Genomic DNA, 16520 nt, shown 5'->3' on the forward strand with positions numbered 1-16520 from the left:
ACATCAGATGGGGGTAGCATGATTGTACAATAAAAAAGAGATTAACAAAGAAATTTACCGGCTGATTATACCGATGATTTTGGAAAATATTTTGCAAATTTCTGCCGGCCTTATCTCCACTGCCATGATCGGGAGGCTTTTGGCAAGTGATGTTTCTGCGCAGGGGATATGCATTAGGGTAACAGATACACTTTGGTGCCTTTACAAAGGCATTTCTGTGGGTGCAACGGTACTGATTGCAAGAACGTACGGAGAAGGCGATGCACAAAAGTGTAAGAAAATTGCCGAACAAACCCTGCTGACCGAAATTGCAATCGCATTGTTTTTCCAGATTGTACTGTTTTTGTTTTGCAAACCGGTTTTGGGCTTTTTTACAAAAGAGCAGGCGGTTTTGCTGAAAGCACAGGAGTATATGCGTATCATCGTATTTGGCTTCCCGTTTATAGTGGTTATGTCGGTAGTGACTGCAACATTTCATGGGCACGGCAACACCAAAACACCTATGTTTATTGCAATTATCATGAATTTAATTAATATAGTTTGCGGTTATGTGTTTATATTCGGTGCTCTTGGCATAAAAGGTATGGGAATTCGCGGCGCTGCCGTTTCTTTGGTTGTTGCACAGTTCAGCGGGGCATTGATAGGGCTGTATATGCTTTACAATAAAAATGGTCTTTTAAGAAACGTAAAAACCGAACAAAGCTTTTTTACTCTTGACCGCTGCTGTATTCGAGAGATTTATACCACGGGTATTCCCGCTGCGCTGGAAAGCATGTTCTGGCAGTTTTCAGCAATTATTCTAAGTAAAATTATTCTTTCGTACGGGCAACTGTCATTTGCAGCTTATCAACTTGGTATTCAGGCAGAAACCGTTACAGAAATGCCTGCAATCGGCTTTGGTACAGCAGCAACTACTTTGGCGGCACGTGCCATTGGTAAAAAAGATCATGAACTGCAGCAAATTTACTTTAAACAGCTACTAAAATCATCTGCAGCAATCAGCATCTGTACATCGCTGCTGCTCCTGTTCCTTCCTCATTACTTTATGAATATGATGACCAACAATCCGAGCCTAAAAGCGATTGGTGCGCTCTATGTATTTATTATGGGGTTTGTGCAAATTCCTCAAAATCTGTCTCGTATTTATAATGGCACGCTACGTGCCGCGGGATATAAAAATATTCCTATGTATGTGGCGGGTTTTGGTATATGGGTTATTCGAATACCTCTTTGTTTGCTGGTTGCCTATATACTAAAATGGGATATCTTATTCATTTGGATTGTGATAGCGTTGGATCAAATATCACGGTTTTTATTGAGTGTATTTGTTTATGCGAAGAAAAACAAAATATTTGCCCTGCGAACCGCAGAATAATTGCTACTTTCAAATGCCTGTTTTGTGTTTAATAGATCACCAAAAATAAAGGCGTGGATTAAATTAGTTTTATACCGAGTGCGTAATTGATTCTCTGTATCTTTGCTGGGTAACAAACGGCGTACGCAACTGAATATTACCATCAGAAAAGCCCTCTGTAAGCTGTTTTCAACTTACAGAGGGCTCTTTTATAACAACTTTAATCCATTAAGTACATCTGCATGGGGTAAGACAGATATTCTACGTCGTCTAGCTTTTCAACGGTGATGTAACCGGCAGGTGCATTTAAAATGGTGGGGATTCTGTTTACAACGGTGGCGCAGGTGTGCTCTACCGTGGCGGGTTTTTTCACAAAGAATGTGGTGTCGGGTTCGCCGATGATTTTCCAGTCGCACATATCGCCGTCGTCCGGCCCGTATACCTTGCCGATGCATTGTGTCTCTATGACAGGGCCTTGGAAAGTCTCGGTTGTAACCACTGCGCTCATCCCAATGCAGTTGCCTTTGGGGATGGTTTTACCCAGTGTTTCGGAGTAAAGGTCGGTATCGTAAAAATAGGGGACACATTTTTGCGTTTGAGATTTAATTGTCCAACCCATTTTTGAGCAAAGTGCTTCGTTGGAGTTCCAAACATAAGCGGGTTCCAGTGTTTCGGGGTGTGCAATCTGTTCTTCAAACTCCTCCGGGGTGAGGCCGGCGCCATGTGCCTGTGCCAAAGCAAGGCCGTAATCTTCTACGTTGTAGCTGACAGCACCTTCAATTTTATCAATGCGGTGAACTCCACCTGCTACACAACCAATCATATTAATCCAGTAAATATCCTGCATACCTGCGCCTACAATGGTGCAGTTGTTTTCTTTTGCTAATTTATCCAGCTTGTTGGTGATAGAGGATGCGGTTGTCCATGGGTAAATTGCCTCTTCGCAAGTGGTAACCACATTGATTCCGCGGCTGACGCATTTTTCAAAATGCGGGTATACATCATCCATAAAACTGAACAGTGTGACAACCGCAATGTTGGCATCGCATTCATCCAGCACGGCATCGGCATCGCTGCGGATTTTTACCCCGAGTTTAACACCTAATTCCGCAAAATCACCAATATCCATACCTACAACATTGGGGTTTACATCGATTGCGCCCACGATTTCTGCGCCCTTTTCATAAAGATAACGCAGAATGTATTTTGCCATTTTTCCGCATCCGTACTGGACGACTCTGATTTTTTCATTGTACATACAAACAACCTCTTTCTATAGTAATTTGTGTTTATAAAGTGCGGTTTTACTTGTTATACTAAACTCCTAAATAATTTGATTGCAGTTTAGTGTTACTATCAGTATAAAGGTTGTTTCTGCTATAAGGTCAATAGTCAATTGTTATAAATTTAACGAAACTTTATTGGTATTTGTAGCCGTAAGAACATGCCTCGCTCGTTATCGCTGGGGACAGGTAGATCTGATATTGCTTCGCAGATATAGTCGCCGCATATGGTATACCCGCGTTCGTCAATTGCATCCAAAAGGCGCAGGGCATATTCCTTTTCTTTTTCAAAGCGGTCGCAGTAGATACAAAGGTAAGTATTGGCGGGGATTACCGTAATTAGGTTTTCTGCAACATAATCTTTATCCACAAAAACAAAAACTTCTGTTGAAACAAATCGCCGCTGCTCCAGATTTTGCTGACGTAACAGTGAGCCTGCGTTACAGAAATAGATTTGGGGCAGACGGTCTTCCACCAAGCTGTCTTTTAAATCGCGGAGTATTTTTTCATACACATCAATTTCATAATCGTAAAAATTTATTTTGGAGTCGATGCAGTACATTCGCCTTTTTCCAATGTATTCCACCAAAATGGTACCGTCGGGAGGTGCATTTTCGTACCGTTCAAAGCTTTCGATGGTGCGCTCTATCGCACGCTTTTGATATTTTAACTCTCTGATCTGCTCATCGATTTGCGCGCTTTTTTGGCGGAGAATACTTGCAATTAAAGGCATTTCTTTGCTGTTCAGCTGCTTTTTGATATCTTTTAAACTCATACCAAGCGATTTCATGTATTGGATCATATCCAGCCTTGCACTTTGTTTAATGTTATAGTACCGATATCCGTTTTGCTCACCGATTTCACAAGGGGACAGCAGCCCCATTTTGTCGTAAAGCCGTAATGTCTGCTCAGAAATATGGTTTAATTTTGCCATTTTCCCAATCGTTAAATATTCCAATTCACGGCCTCCTCTCTCTAATACAAGTATACCTGATAAACCTTATTCTTACAACAAAGTTTGTTTTTGTCTTATTCCAATCATATTGTTAACTTGCAGGTAAATGCACAAGAAAATAAATTTGCTGAAGTTGGCAAACAACCCATACCAATGCGTATTTTTCTTTTAGAATAATAAAAAACACCGCTGCTCTTATATATATAAGAGCAGCCGCGTTTGTAGTGGTATACCAAAGGTTTATATAAGGTTGTCGGATAGAAACAGTTACAAGGTGTATTCTGCATCTAAAAGCATTTTGGCAATATCTTCAATACTGCGCCCTCGGTTCATTTCGGTATTTCCGCTGGTATCGCGCGGGTTAACACCAATTTCGGCGTACAGTTGGTTCACCCCTGCAAGCAAAGACATTTTTTTAGGCTCATGTGTGTTCATCGATTGTTTGGGGTTGGTTACAAGACGCGCAACCGCTGCAATTTTTGTGAGTTCAAGTTCTGATATTTCGGGCACGTTTTCGTATTTGGTGCCTGCAACCCCAACTCTGCTCATAACAGCCATCACATCAACATGATAATCTCGCGCTCTTATCATCTCATAGGCTATTTCTTCGTAGGTATGTTCCTCTCCGATGGGTTCGACACAATAATATAAATCAAGCCCTGCGGTACAAATAGCATCCAGCGTTTTTAGCCTTGTTTCTTTCGCAATATCGGTGTCAAAACCTTCGCGCAGCCTTACAATATGATAGACGGCACCAAACCCCGCCTCTTTTAATTTGTGCGCTGTAGAAACATCAAAATCACCGATATTCGCAACCAAGGTTACAGGCTCAGGCAGCAATTTTTTTACTTCAGAACCAATTTTAAAAAATTTTTCAACATCATAATCTGCCGTTGTCATCAAAAAAAGTGCGCTTAACATATTAAGGTTAATCGATTTGACCTGTTCAATGACATCATCCCGCTTTTTTTCGTAACGCCCGTCCACCGAAAAATTATCTTTGGCAAGAGAGCAGAACTTGCAGTTGCCCGAACATGGGTCGGCATTGATACCGATTTGAGCAAAGATATACCCTTTGTTATGGTATGCCTTTCTAGATAGTTCATTGGATTTTGCAATCAGCTTATAAAAATCTGCTGATGTGTTTTTGATGTTAAGCAAAGCAACTGCATCATCTTTAGATAGTGGCGAGCCATCGGTTGCTTTTTGTAAAATGCGGTCAATCATATTGTTTTCCCCTTTCTCAATTTGCAAGAATAGTACTTATAAAAGCGTTAAAAAACAAACCGTAAATGTTTTATAACTATATCTTACTTAGATGAGTGGGCTAAATATAGAATGATATTGATAAAAATTGCAATAATTATCTCTTATGTATAATAAATGTATACGCCACCGATTAAACGACCAAAATGATGTTGCTATACAAAATAAAAACCGCACCCATTTGTTTTAGGTGCGGTATCGCTTTATCATCAGCCATTGCCCGGGTCAAAGTCTAGCAGTTTATGAACGGCTTCTTGCATGTCGGGGTGGAGGCGATATTGAGTAATCAGCCGTCTTTCTGCCTCGGTTATTTCAAAATGGTCGTCTTCATCATAGTTTTTTACATGCTGCTGCAAGTCGCCAATGGTAATACCAAGCCCCCTGCAAATTTTGATTGCGTTATCAATGGCTGCTCCACCGATTGACCCATTGAGCATAGAGAGCAAGGTGCTGTAAGGCATACCTATCTCTTGTGCAAAATCTTTAATGGTACAGCCTTTTTCTTTAATCAATCGCTTTATGTACTGCTCACGGCTCATTTGCATCAGCTCCTTTTACCAAATAATAGCATGTATTTAATTGGAATTCAACGAAAATGGCAATTTTTTGTTAAAAAAACGAATAACCGAACATAAAAACGGCAAAATATCGTGTTACTAAATTGTAATAGATTCATTTCATTTTGTTTAAACAATGTTTGTATCATGTTTGAATTGTGTTGGAGAAGTGATAGAGAATATCCAATATACTAATAAAACAACACATAATTGGTAAATAAACACTATATTGTGGTGATAACTTGGAAATATGTGGTTGACATAGGTTACATAATATGTTACCATTATGTCATAATTTAAAGGAGAGCATTTGAGAACAGAAAAGGAGATGATTTCGATGTACCGGCAAATAGAGGCACATCTTGTACTCTCCGGAAAGACAAAACGCGAAGTAGCCGATGCACTGGGTATTTCGTACAACACACTTCTTTTAAAGCTGAAAGGCTCCAGCTGTTTTACACTGGATGAAGCCATTAAGCTGCAAACCTTGTTGGAAGCCCCCGAACCGATTGAGGAGCTTTTTGACAGAACCGCATTAGTTAGCTGAGCGGAGGGAGAACCGCTTACTATAAACAAAAAACAAAATTTATGGAGGAATTTACAATGAAAAAAGTACTTGCACTTGTACTTGCTGTTGTTCTTGCTTTTGGCATGACAACTGTTGCGTTCGCTGCTAATAAAGCTGACGAAGTAAAATTTGTCAAAGATAGCGGTGGTAATCCTATACTTTACACTTTTGATGATGGTAAGGCTGAATTTGTTAATAGTAATTCTGATCTTGATGCTGATAAAGAATACTTTATTCAACTCGAAGGTTCCTATACAAATGATAAAAAAGTTGAAACTCCCATCATTATTGACAAAAGTTCAGTTTTGAACGATGTGAAAGTAAGATGCAGTGTTGATGAAGGTAACGGCTACATTGCTGCAAAACCTGCTTTTGTTATTAAAAAAGTAGATTCTTTAAATGAAGGCGCTGAAAAAGCTGGTAAACTTGTAGCAGGCAAAAAATTTGGATTTGTTGCTTTCAAAACTGCTGACAAATTCCAGATGGAAGACAAAGATTTTGAAATGACCATTACTTTGTATGATAAAGATGGTAATGCTAACGAAAGCGCTATCACTCTTGATGGTACAATTGGTTACGGTACTTCTGAAGCAAAAACTTTCTTTAGAGTTGGCGGTCCTGTTGTAAGCTTTGATGACATCGACGGTGAAATTGAGATGGAATTCGGCGATGACAAAGCATACTTCACCGTTAATGCTGATGGTCAAAAAGACCTGTTCCTGAGACTCGACGATTCCGACGATGCTCTCGAGGATAAATATCCTGAGGCTTCTATTGAAATCAGATACTTCGCAGGCAACAACAAAACTTTCCGTCGTTCCGGCGAGCTGAAAATCAATGCAGATATGGTAGAAGGCAAAGACGGCAAAATGGTTGCTCCTTTCATCTACGAGAACAACAAAGGCAAACTCTCTGTTTGCAAAGATGCTAAATATGACTCTGACAAAGAGGCATTCATCATCAAAACAAACAAACTCGGCAACTATGTCATCTCTGACAAAGAGCTGAAAGTTGAAGAAGCTAAAGACGACGACAAAAAGACAGACGACAAAGACGGCGCTGAGAAAAACCCTGACACCGGTGCTAACGATTTCGTAGGCCTGGCTGTTGCTTTGGCAGTAGTTTCTGTTGCTGGTATCGCTGTTGCAAAACGCAAATAATTTTATTCGGTAACGATTAATATTATTTAACTAGCATTTATGGCGGACGGTGGTTTCTCCACACCGTCCGCTGCTTTTATAAGGGCATATACATATGCTGTGCCTTTATAAAAGCAAAACCGACATTCATCTAACTCTCGCAATAGAGTGACAATAGCCGCAAGGCAAGAGCAAAGGAAAGACGCCGCATCTCCAACGGTGTCTTTCTTTTTTGCCGATTTTATCAAATTAATTCTTTTTTTACTTGCAAAAGCAAAAAAATCATGATACTATATTAAAAGTAAAAGATTGAGTTGTGAAAGAGTGGGGTTACCCGCTCTTTTGTTTATGTATGGGGTAAACAGCTTGTTTGCACATTTATTTTTCTGCATTTTACAGTCAAGTAACGCGGGCAGAAAATACCGCTCAAAGCAATTATCGAAGCGCGCCTGTTCAATGCGCAATGCAAACAAAACCTTGCAAAAAAAGGAATGGTGGTATCTTGGCAAAAGGGAAAAACACAGTAACACTCGTCAGCGAAGTGGTTCAGCCGGTTGCTGATGAAATGGGGCTGATACTCTGGGATGTGCGCTTTGAAAAAGAGGGTGCGTCCTGGTATTTGCGCCTATTTATAGATAAAGAGGGCGGCGTAACCATTGACGATTGTGAGAATTTCAGCCGAACAGTGGATAAACTATTAGATGAAGCCGACCCAATCGACCAAAGCTATTATCTTGAGGTTGGTTCACCGGGGATTGAACGTGAACTTGTGAAAGACTGGCATTTTAAACAGTATATTGGTCAGATGGTGAATGTGCGTTTTATTCGCCCGGTGGAAGGGCAAAAGGATTTTGTAGGGAAGCTTACTGCATACGATAACAATGAGATTACACTATTGCTGGATGAGGATTTGGAGATGAACATTCCCCTTACCGAAACTGCATATGTTAGACTATACGATGATTTTGATATGGGAGGACTCGACTAAAATGAATAACGAGTTTTTTGAGGCACTGGCGCTTCTGGAAAAAGAAAAGGGCATTCCTGTAGACTACCTGCTGGAAAAAATCAAAGCGGCAATTGCCATTGCGGTAAAGCGCGATTACGGCGGAACGGAGAATGCTCTGGTCGATATCGATCCCACAAAAGGCTCTTTTCATGTTGCTATCCGCAAAGATGTAGTTGACCACATCGAAAATGAATACACCGATATCCTTTTAGAGGATGCCCTCAAACACAGCAAACATGCAGAAATTGGCGGAACCGTCGAGATTGCATTGGAAACCAAACAATTTGGCCGTATTGCTGCACAGGCTGCCAAGCATGTCATTCGTCAGGGCATTCGTGAGGCTGAAAAAGGCCAACTGTTGCAGGAGTTTCAGAGCAAAGAGCATGAAATCGTTTCTGCAATTGTTTCTCGTATCGACAGCAAAAAAGGCATTGCCTCTCTTGAAATCGGTCGAAACGAGGCAGTTCTTCCCAAATCTGAGCAAGTCCCTACCGAAGAGCTTGTGGAAGGCCAGCGCATCAAGGTTTATGTGGTTGAAGTTACAAACTCTGAAAAAGGCCCCCGTATAATGATTTCACGTACCCATCCCGGTTTGGTAAAACGTTTGTTTGAGATAGAAGTCCCCGAAATTTATGACGGCACCGTTGAGATTAAAGCAATATCGCGTGAGGCGGGCAGCCGTACCAAACTTGCGGTTTGGAGCAAAGATGAAAACGTTGACGCGGTAGGCTCATGCATCGGCCCCAAAGGCAGCCGTGTTGCTAAAATTGTAGATGAGCTTGACGGCGAAAAAATAGATGTTGTTAAATACTCGGAGGACCCGGCGCAGTTTATCTCTGCTGCACTTTCGCCTGCCGATGTTGTGTCCGTCGAGGTAGATCCGGAAGGTGCAAGAATGTGTAAAGTTACCGTTCCCGACAATCAGCTTTCGCTGGCAATCGGCAACAAGGGCCAAAATGCACGTCTTGCCGCAAAACTTACCGGATGGAAAATTGATATTCGCCCTGAGAGTGGTTTCTTTGGCGAAGAAGTGGAAGAATAATAGCGTTACAAATTAGGAGGCAGACATATGCAAACCAGAAAGGTACCTTTGAGGATGTGTTCGGGCTGTGGTGAGATGAAGCCGAAAAAAGAGCTGATTCGTGTTGTTAAAAGCCCTGAGGGCGTAATATCTCTCGACACGGTGGGTAAAAAACCGGGAAGAGGTGCTTATGTCTGCAATAATATAGAATGTCTGAAAAAAGCGAGAAAGACCAGGCGGTTTGAACGTTCTTTCTCCTGTCAAATACCGGAGGAGGTATACAACCGCATGGAGGAGGAATTGGAAAAAGGTGAATAGGCTTTTATCAACCATCTCGCTGACAAAAAGGGCAGGAAAGCTTTTGATGGGATTCGATCAGGTAAAGGATGCAGTCTTAAAAGGCGAAGCAGAGATTGTGCTTACCGCATCGGATTTATCAGAAAAATCACGTAAAGGAATGGACCTTATCTGCGAGGCGGAAAACATAGAGAGCTTCACACTGCCAATCTCAATGGACGAATTTGCGTATGAGATTGGTAAGCGAACAGGAATAATAGCGGTGACAGATCCGGGCCTTGCCGGGAAGCTACGTACAATGTTAAGCCGCGAAACAGAGAAATAAGGAGGATTTTATTCTATGATGATTAAATATAAAGTCAGCGAGGTTGCAAAAGATTTGGGCGTTGCCAGCAAGGAAATTGTTGAATTGCTTGGTAAGGTAAGCGAAACCCCGCCTAAATCGCAAACTGCTCTTTCCGAGAGCGAGCTGAACGTTGTGTTTGAGAACTACACTCAGAAAAAACAGGTGGAGAGCTTTGACACATATTTTGCGCAGGCAGATGAAAAAGAGGCACCCCAGCCTGCACCGAAACCGGCTGCAACACCTGCAACATCTGCAGCACCTGCAGCACCTGCAGCACCCGCAGCACCCGCAACACCCGCACAGCAGCCGAAACAGAGCATGCCCAATGGCAGACCTGCTCCTCAGTTTCGCCCCAACACCAACCGTCCACCGGTGGGTGGTGCTCAGAATGCTCAAAAGCCGGCGTATCAGGGCAACAGGCCATCGAGCCAAGGCGGTCAGGGCGGCGGACAGAGACCGTTCAATCAGCAAGGCAACCGTCCCTCCTATCAGGGTGGAGGTCAAGGCGGTCAACGTCCTGCATATCAGGGGAACAGACCGTACAACAACAATAATAACTCATCTGCCAAAGCACCGTCAAAACCTACGTATCAGCGTCCGGCAGTCAATCCTGCCAAACCGGCAGCTCCGCTCATTGTAGATGCGCAGGGGAATAAGGGCAGAGACGTACGCGTGGTTGATATGAGAGCCTCGCAGGTAAACTTAGACAAATATAACGAGAAATACGAGCGTATTGCACCTACAACCTTCGCAAAAGATAACATTGTAAAGAAACAAAAACTGACACAGCGCAGTGCTCAGCGTGGCAGACCGAATTATTCACGCCGTGAGCAGGAGCAGCTCAAGCTTCGCAAACTTGAGATGGAGCGTCAAAGACGTCAAAAGCTCGAAATCACCATTCCGGAAGAGATTACCGTAGGCGAACTTGCATTGAGGCTAAAAGTTCAGGCAGCTGAAATTATCAAAAAGCTGATGGTCAACGGAGTGATGGCGGCTCAGAATGACGTGATCGATTACGATACCGCTGCGCTTGTTGCAATGGAAATCGGTGCAAAAGTTGAAAAAGAAGTACTTGTTACTATAGAAGACCGCTTGATTGACGATAGTGAAGACGATACCGGCAACCTCCATCCAAGAAGCCCCGTTGTTGTTGTTATGGGTCACGTTGACCATGGTAAAACTTCTTTGCTCGATGCCATCCGCAATGCGCATGTAACCGCGGTAGAGGCAGGCGGCATTACCCAGCACATTGGTGCATACCGTGTTGAAGTGAACAACAACAATTATGTAACCTTTTTAGATACACCCGGACATGAGGCGTTTACCTCGATGAGAGCACGTGGTGCGCAAGTTACCGATATTGCTATCCTTGTAGTTGCTGCCGATGACGGTATCATGCCGCAAACGGTTGAGGCAATCAATCATGCCAAAGCCGCCGGTGTTTCTATTATCGTTGCAATCAATAAAATGGATAAGCCCACTGCCAACCCCGATAAAGTAAAGCAGGAGCTTACCGAGTACGAACTTGTTCCCGAAGAATGGGGCGGCGACGTCATCTGCGTACCGGTGTCGGCAAAAACGCATGAAGGCATTGATACCCTGCTCGAGATGGTTCAGTTGGTTTCAGAAGTAAAAGAGCTTAAGGCCAACCCGGCTAGACAAGCAAAAGGTACGGTTATTGAGGCGAAGCTGGATAAAGGCCGCGGACCTGTTGCAACTATTTTGGTGCAGAACGGTACCCTGCGTACAGGTGATATTGTAATTGCAGGCACCACTACCGGCAGAGTTCGTGTAATGCTGAACGACCGCGGTGAAAAAGTAGAAGAGGCAGGCCCAAGCGTACCGGTTGAAATCACAGGCCTTACCGAAGTGCCTTCTGCAGGCGATATCTTCAACGCGGTTGAGGATGAAAAACTGGCTCGTGAGCTGGTTGAACAAAGAAAACATCAGCAGAAAGAAGAAGTCTTCCAAAGCTATCATAAAGTTACTTTGGATAATTTGTTTGATCAGATTGCCGAGGGCGAAATGAAAGAACTGCCGATTATTGTAAAAGCAGACGTCGCAGGTTCTGTTGAGGCTGTTCGCCAGTCTCTTGAAAAAATCTCAAATACAGAGGTTCGTGTTCGCGTGATTCATGGCGCTGTTGGCGCAGTCAGCGAAAGCGATGTCATGCTTGCAGCTGCTTCCAACGCAATTATCGTTGGGTTTAACGTTCGCCCTGACCCTGTTGCAAAACTCAAAGCAGAGAACGACGGTGTTGATATCCGCCTGTATCGTATCATCTACGATGCAATTGAGGAAATCAGCACAGCGATGAAAGGCATGCTTGCACCGAAATACCGTGATGTGGATTTGGGCAGAGCAGAGGTTCGTCAGGTAATTAACATCACAAGCGTAGGTAAAGTTGCAGGATGTTATGTACTGGATGGTAAAATTACCAGAAATGCCAAAATTCGTATCGTACGTGACGGCATTATCATTGCAGATGACAAACTGGATAGCCTGAAGCGCTTTAAAGATGATGTAAAAGAAGTTGCAAGCGGTTACGAGTGCGGTATGAGCCTCGAACGCTTTAACGACATCAAAGAGGGCGACATTTTTGAGGCATATGAAGTTGAGGAATACCGTGACTGATAAAATAAATCCGATGTAATTTCGGGGAATACTCTTCTTTTCACCGGTGCCTTATGTGACCGGTGAAAAGGGCAACAGATGAAATGATAGAATATATAGGAGATATACTATGGGAAGCTATCGTGCAGACCGTACAGCAGAAGATGTAAAGCGTGAACTCACCGCGATTATGGGAACTCTCAAAGATCCCAGAATCACCGGCATGCTGAGTATTGTAAAAATCGATCTCGCAAGAGATCTTTCGGTGTGCAAGGCGTATATTAGTTCGCTCGACGGCATACAAGCCGCTACTGAGGCAGTAAAAGGGCTCAACAATGCAGCAGGTTTTGTTCGGCGTGAGCTGGGCGCCCGTTTGGCATTGCGCCATACTCCTTCGGTAAAATTTATAGCAGATAATTCAATTGAGCAAAGTGCAGAAATTTTTAAGATTATGGATGATATCGAACATCCTAAAAACAAATAGAAATTGGGGGGATTTGGATGAGCGGTTCAATTACATTGGAACAGGTATGCAATCGGTTAAAAAAGCAGGATAATATCTTGATACTTGCTCACCAAAATCCTGATGGAGATACTTTGGGCTCTTGCTTTGCGCTTTTGTATGCGTTGCAGTCTATGGGCAAGCATGCGCGGGTAGAATGTTCCGACCCATTTCCCCTCCGTTATCAATTTATGTTTCCCGATTATGTACCGGAGCAATTTACGGAACAGTACATTGTAGCAGCCGATATCGCCGATACGCAGCTGTTCGGGAAAAACAGCGAAAAATATATCGATAAAGTTGACCTTTGCATCGATCATCACCCCTCCAACACCTTTTACGCGACAGAAACTTATCTGGTGGCAGATGCCGCGGCAACGGCAGAGGTGATGATGGATGTGATTGACGGGTTGGGTGTTTCACTGAACCTTGCCATGGCAACTTGCATTTATACCGGTATTTCTACCGATACAGGCTGCTTTCGTTTTTCCAATACCACGGCAAAAACCCATAGGGCGGCATCGCGCGTAATCGGACTAGGCGTTGATAATGCAGAGATTAACCGCGAAATGTTTGGACGAAAAACGCAAAGCAGAATTGCAATTGAGCGCGAAGTTTACAATACAATGGAGTATCACTGTGATAACAAATGTGCTGTGATTTGCATGACTCAAGAAATGCTGCAAAAGGCAGGGGCGGATGACAGCGAATTGGAAGGTGTTTCCGCCATTCCATGCCAAATAGAAGGCGTAGAAGTAGGCGTTACCTTGCGCGAAAAAGAAGGCGGCTACAAAATATCGCTGCGTACCAGCAGATACATCGATGCATCCGAAATCTGTGCTCAGTTTGGCGGCGGCGGCCATGCACGTGCGTCCGGCTGCTTTATAAAAGATACACTCGAAAGTGCAAAGCAAAAGGTGCTTGCTGTTGTTAAAAAGGCATTTGCGGCCGCACAGTTATGATGCAGCACATTGGTATTGTTGCAAGGTTTACCGGACAGGTACGCATTCTTGAAGAAGCTGTTGGGGGAACCTAACAGCTTTCTCTGCTTTGTCTGTGAATAAAAGATTTTAATTACTCTTAAATAGATTTTCCTTTTGGAAAGGCTTTGCATTATTACCCGATAGAGAAGCCCGATTTTGGAGGTTTTCATGACAGGAATACTACTAATCGATAAACCAGCTGGTTTTACATCGTTTGATGTAATTGCCAAGATGCGGGGCATTACAAAAATACGCAAAATCGGACATGCCGGAACCCTCGACCCGATGGCGACCGGTGTTCTGCCGTTGTTTTTTGAAAATGCTACAAAAGCATGCGATATCATGCCAAACCAAGATAAACGGTATCGAGCACAGTTCCGTTTGGGCCTTACTACCGATACGCAAGATATTACAGGCAAAATTTTAACCGAAACGAAAGTAACTGCGGGTACCGCCGATGTACTGGCAGTACTGGAGCACTTTCGCGGCAATATCGAGCAGCTGCCCCCTATGTATTCGGCAATACAGGTAAACGGGCAGCGGCTTTACGACATTGCACGAGAGGGCAAAACCATAGAACGCGAAAAACGCCCTGTAACAATATACGAGCTGGAATTGCTTGAATCCGATGACACCACGCATACTTATACCATTGATGTAAGCTGTTCAAAAGGTACTTATATCCGCACAGTGTGCAATGATATCGGAGAAGCTTTGGGGTGCGGTGCCACGCTTACACAACTGTGCCGTACCGAAGCAGCGGGCTTTGCATTGCGCGATTGCATCACGCTGCAAGAGGCACAGCAAAAAGCAGATGAGGGCACATTAACCAAATGTTTGCTGCCGATAGAATCTGTATTTGCATCCTTACCGCGTATTACTTTGGATGAGCGGCGTACACAGTTGTTTCAAAACGGGGTAAGGCTTGATTTGGTACGCAACAAAATCCCCCCAATAGCGGGCTCTTTTACTGTTTATGGCGAAAAAAAAGGCTTTTTGGGTATTGCACATAACGATTACGATAAGAACGAACTTATTATGGAAAAACTGTTCTCGTTGCTTTAAAGAGGTGGTATGATTTGAATAGTATTGGAGAAAATAGTAATACATCAATTGCTTTGGGCTTTTTTGATGGTGTTCATATAGGGCACCAGACGGTTATCCGTCAAGCGGTAGAACTTGCACACAAACAATCTCTGGTTCCTTGTGTATTTACTTTTACAACCGGTCATAGTGCTCCTACTGCTAAATTAAACGGAGGCGCCATTATCACCGAAGAGAACAAAGAGGCAGAATTGTACAAGCTTGGGGTTGAAAAAATTTTTTGCCCCGATTTTGAACTGTTTAAAGATATGACGGGCGAAGAATTCGTACGAGATATGTTGTTGAAGCAGTACCATGCAAAGGCGCTGACCTGCGGTTTTGATTTTCATTTTGGAAAAAATGCGCGGTACGGTATTGAAGAGTTAATGCAGCTTTGCAAGAATTTTGGTATTCGGCTTTGTGTGGTGCCTGCGATTCTTGACGAAGGTAAAGCCATCAGTTCCACCCGCATTCGCGAGGCACTGCGTCAGGGAGATATCGAAACTGCAAACCGTCTGCTTGGCAGGCGATATGGTTTTGATTTTGAAGTGGTGCAGGGTAAACGGTTAGGCAGAACCATCAATGCACCTACCATCAATCAGCATTTTCCCAGTGGTTTTGAGCTACCTAAATTCGGCGTATACGCCTCTTTTGCCGAAGTGGATGGAAAACTCTACCCGGCAGTTACCAACATTGGTGTAAAACCCACTGTAAAAAGCGATCATATTCCCCTTGCCGAAACCTATATTATCGGCGTTAACGAAGATTTTTACGGTAAGCGAATACCAATTACTTTGGTACAATTTTTGCGCCCCGAAATGAAATATGCATCGGTAGAAGAATTAAAAAACAGTATCCACTGTGATATAGAAAAAGCCGTTGAAGTATGCGAAGTTTTTGCTTTACAATAGCAAACTCTTGTGCTATACTTATAAGGCTAACGCAGTCGTTATCTCGGCCTAGGGATTAAGCCCGATAAACGGGAACATACCTACCCTCTGCTGTGATAAACGCCAATGAAAAGAAAGAGGTATTACAATGCTTGCAAAAGAAGAAAAAAGCGCATTAATTGCTGAAAACCGTTTGAACGAAAAAGACACAGGTTCGCCTGAGGTTCAGATTGCTATTCTCACCAAGAGAATTATCGACCTCACCGAGCATGCAAAAACCCATAAAAAAGACCACCACTCCAAACGTGGTTTGCTTAAAATGGTAGGTCACAGACGTAACCTGCTCAACTACTTGATGAAAAAGGATATCGAGCGTTACCGTGCCATTATTGCTAAACTCGGCATTCGTAAGTAATAAATGCAAATTGGAAGGCAGATGGATTTTCATCTGCCTTTCGGTGCATATTTACGTATTAGCAAAATTCACAATTCTGCAAAGGGTATACCCCTTACACAGGTGAAATAAAAAAATTAATAGCCCAGCTTCGGCTGCCAAAAGGTGATTTAGCAGTGAATCGGAGGCTCAAACAATCAGTTTGAACAGCGGATTTATTGCTAAACCCAAAAGCTGCCGGGGCGCGATGGAGGTAGCAA

At 43.2% G+C, this 16520-nt stretch carries 17 protein-coding genes; 13 read left to right on the forward strand and 4 right to left on the reverse strand.

The window, feature by feature from the left end; translation table 11 throughout:
• Nucleotides 1-22: 22 nt before the first annotated feature.
• Nucleotides 23-1375 (forward strand): MATE family efflux transporter, encoded by a 1353-nt coding sequence (locus EDD70_RS02745; RefSeq protein WP_092753243.1) that lies wholly within the window; start codon nucleotides 23-25, stop codon nucleotides 1373-1375.
• A gap of 199 nt (nucleotides 1376-1574) precedes the next feature.
• On the opposite strand, the gene EDD70_RS02750 is transcribed toward EDD70_RS02745, so the two are convergent.
• The 4 genes from EDD70_RS02750 to EDD70_RS02765 all read right to left on the reverse strand — a co-directional run bounded on the left by EDD70_RS02750 (nucleotide 1575) and on the right by EDD70_RS02765 (nucleotide 5397).
• On the reverse strand, nucleotides 1575-2612 hold the full coding sequence (locus tag EDD70_RS02750) for an NAD(P)H-dependent amine dehydrogenase family protein (RefSeq protein WP_092753241.1): 1038 nt from the start codon (nucleotides 2610-2612) through the stop codon (nucleotides 1575-1577).
• 149 nt (nucleotides 2613-2761) lie between these two features.
• Nucleotides 2762-3595, reverse strand: a complete 834-nt coding sequence (locus tag EDD70_RS02755; protein ID WP_092753239.1) for a MerR family transcriptional regulator — start codon at nucleotides 3593-3595, stop codon at nucleotides 2762-2764.
• 264 nt (nucleotides 3596-3859) lie between these two features.
• The gene (locus tag EDD70_RS02760) at nucleotides 3860-4819 is read right to left on the reverse strand and encodes a biotin synthase BioB (RefSeq protein WP_092753237.1); all 960 of its coding nucleotides are present in this window, start codon (nucleotides 4817-4819) and stop codon (nucleotides 3860-3862) included.
• A 248-nt stretch (nucleotides 4820-5067) separates the two neighbouring features.
• Nucleotides 5068-5397: a helix-turn-helix domain-containing protein gene (locus EDD70_RS02765; RefSeq protein ID WP_092753235.1), complete on the reverse strand. Its 330-nt coding sequence runs from the start codon at nucleotides 5395-5397 to the stop codon at nucleotides 5068-5070.
• Nucleotides 5398-5725: 328 nt separating this feature from the next.
• On the opposite strand from EDD70_RS02765, the gene EDD70_RS02770 reads away from it, so the two are divergent.
• The 12 genes from EDD70_RS02770 to rpsO all read left to right on the forward strand — a co-directional run bounded on the left by EDD70_RS02770 (nucleotide 5726) and on the right by rpsO (nucleotide 16281).
• Nucleotides 5726-5962, forward strand: coding sequence for an XRE family transcriptional regulator (locus EDD70_RS02770; RefSeq protein WP_123811003.1), 237 nt, complete (start codon nucleotides 5726-5728; stop codon nucleotides 5960-5962).
• Nucleotides 5963-6018: 56 nt separating this feature from the next.
• The gene (locus EDD70_RS02775) at nucleotides 6019-7143 is read left to right on the forward strand and encodes a hypothetical protein (RefSeq protein WP_092753231.1); all 1125 of its coding nucleotides are present in this window, start codon (nucleotides 6019-6021) and stop codon (nucleotides 7141-7143) included.
• A gap of 481 nt (nucleotides 7144-7624) precedes the next feature.
• Nucleotides 7625-8110 (forward strand): ribosome maturation factor RimP, encoded by a 486-nt coding sequence (locus tag EDD70_RS02780; RefSeq protein WP_242943097.1) that lies wholly within the window; start codon nucleotides 7625-7627, stop codon nucleotides 8108-8110.
• 1 nt (nucleotide 8111) lies between these two features.
• Nucleotides 8112-9173, forward strand: coding sequence for a transcription termination factor NusA (nusA, locus tag EDD70_RS02785; protein ID WP_092753229.1), 1062 nt, complete (start codon nucleotides 8112-8114; stop codon nucleotides 9171-9173).
• 27 nt (nucleotides 9174-9200) lie between these two features.
• Entirely contained in the window at nucleotides 9201-9470 is a 270-nt protein-coding gene (gene rnpM / locus EDD70_RS02790) for an RNase P modulator RnpM (RefSeq protein ID WP_092753227.1), read from the forward strand.
• A complete protein-coding gene (locus tag EDD70_RS02795) occupies nucleotides 9463-9774 on the forward strand; it encodes a L7Ae/L30e/S12e/Gadd45 family ribosomal protein (RefSeq protein WP_092753225.1) in 312 nt (103 codons plus the stop codon). Before rnpM ends, EDD70_RS02795 begins: the two co-directional genes overlap by 8 nt.
• A 15-nt stretch (nucleotides 9775-9789) precedes the next feature.
• On the forward strand, nucleotides 9790-12429 hold the full coding sequence (infB, locus tag EDD70_RS02800) for a translation initiation factor IF-2 (protein ID WP_092753223.1): 2640 nt from the start codon (nucleotides 9790-9792) through the stop codon (nucleotides 12427-12429).
• Between the two features lie 109 nt (nucleotides 12430-12538).
• Nucleotides 12539-12892: a 30S ribosome-binding factor RbfA gene (gene rbfA, locus EDD70_RS02805; protein ID WP_092753221.1), complete on the forward strand. Its 354-nt coding sequence runs from the start codon at nucleotides 12539-12541 to the stop codon at nucleotides 12890-12892.
• Nucleotides 12893-12909: 17 nt separating this feature from the next.
• The gene (locus tag EDD70_RS02810) at nucleotides 12910-13872 is read left to right on the forward strand and encodes a DHH family phosphoesterase (protein WP_092753219.1); all 963 of its coding nucleotides are present in this window, start codon (nucleotides 12910-12912) and stop codon (nucleotides 13870-13872) included.
• 189 nt (nucleotides 13873-14061) lie between these two features.
• The gene (gene truB / locus EDD70_RS02815; protein WP_092753217.1) at nucleotides 14062-14958 is read left to right on the forward strand and encodes a tRNA pseudouridine(55) synthase TruB; all 897 of its coding nucleotides are present in this window, start codon (nucleotides 14062-14064) and stop codon (nucleotides 14956-14958) included.
• A 14-nt stretch (nucleotides 14959-14972) separates the two neighbouring features.
• Complete coding sequence (locus tag EDD70_RS02820) at nucleotides 14973-15887, forward strand: bifunctional riboflavin kinase/FAD synthetase (protein ID WP_092753215.1); 915 nt, start codon at nucleotides 14973-14975, stop codon at nucleotides 15885-15887.
• Nucleotides 15888-16014: 127 nt separating this feature from the next.
• Complete coding sequence (gene rpsO / locus EDD70_RS02825) at nucleotides 16015-16281, forward strand: 30S ribosomal protein S15 (RefSeq protein ID WP_092753212.1); 267 nt, start codon at nucleotides 16015-16017, stop codon at nucleotides 16279-16281.
• The last annotated feature ends 239 nt before the right edge of the window (nucleotides 16282-16520 follow it).

This window comes from Hydrogenoanaerobacterium saccharovorans (assembly GCF_003814745.1).
Taxonomy (GTDB): Bacteria; Bacillota; Clostridia; order Oscillospirales; family Ruminococcaceae; genus Hydrogenoanaerobacterium; species Hydrogenoanaerobacterium saccharovorans.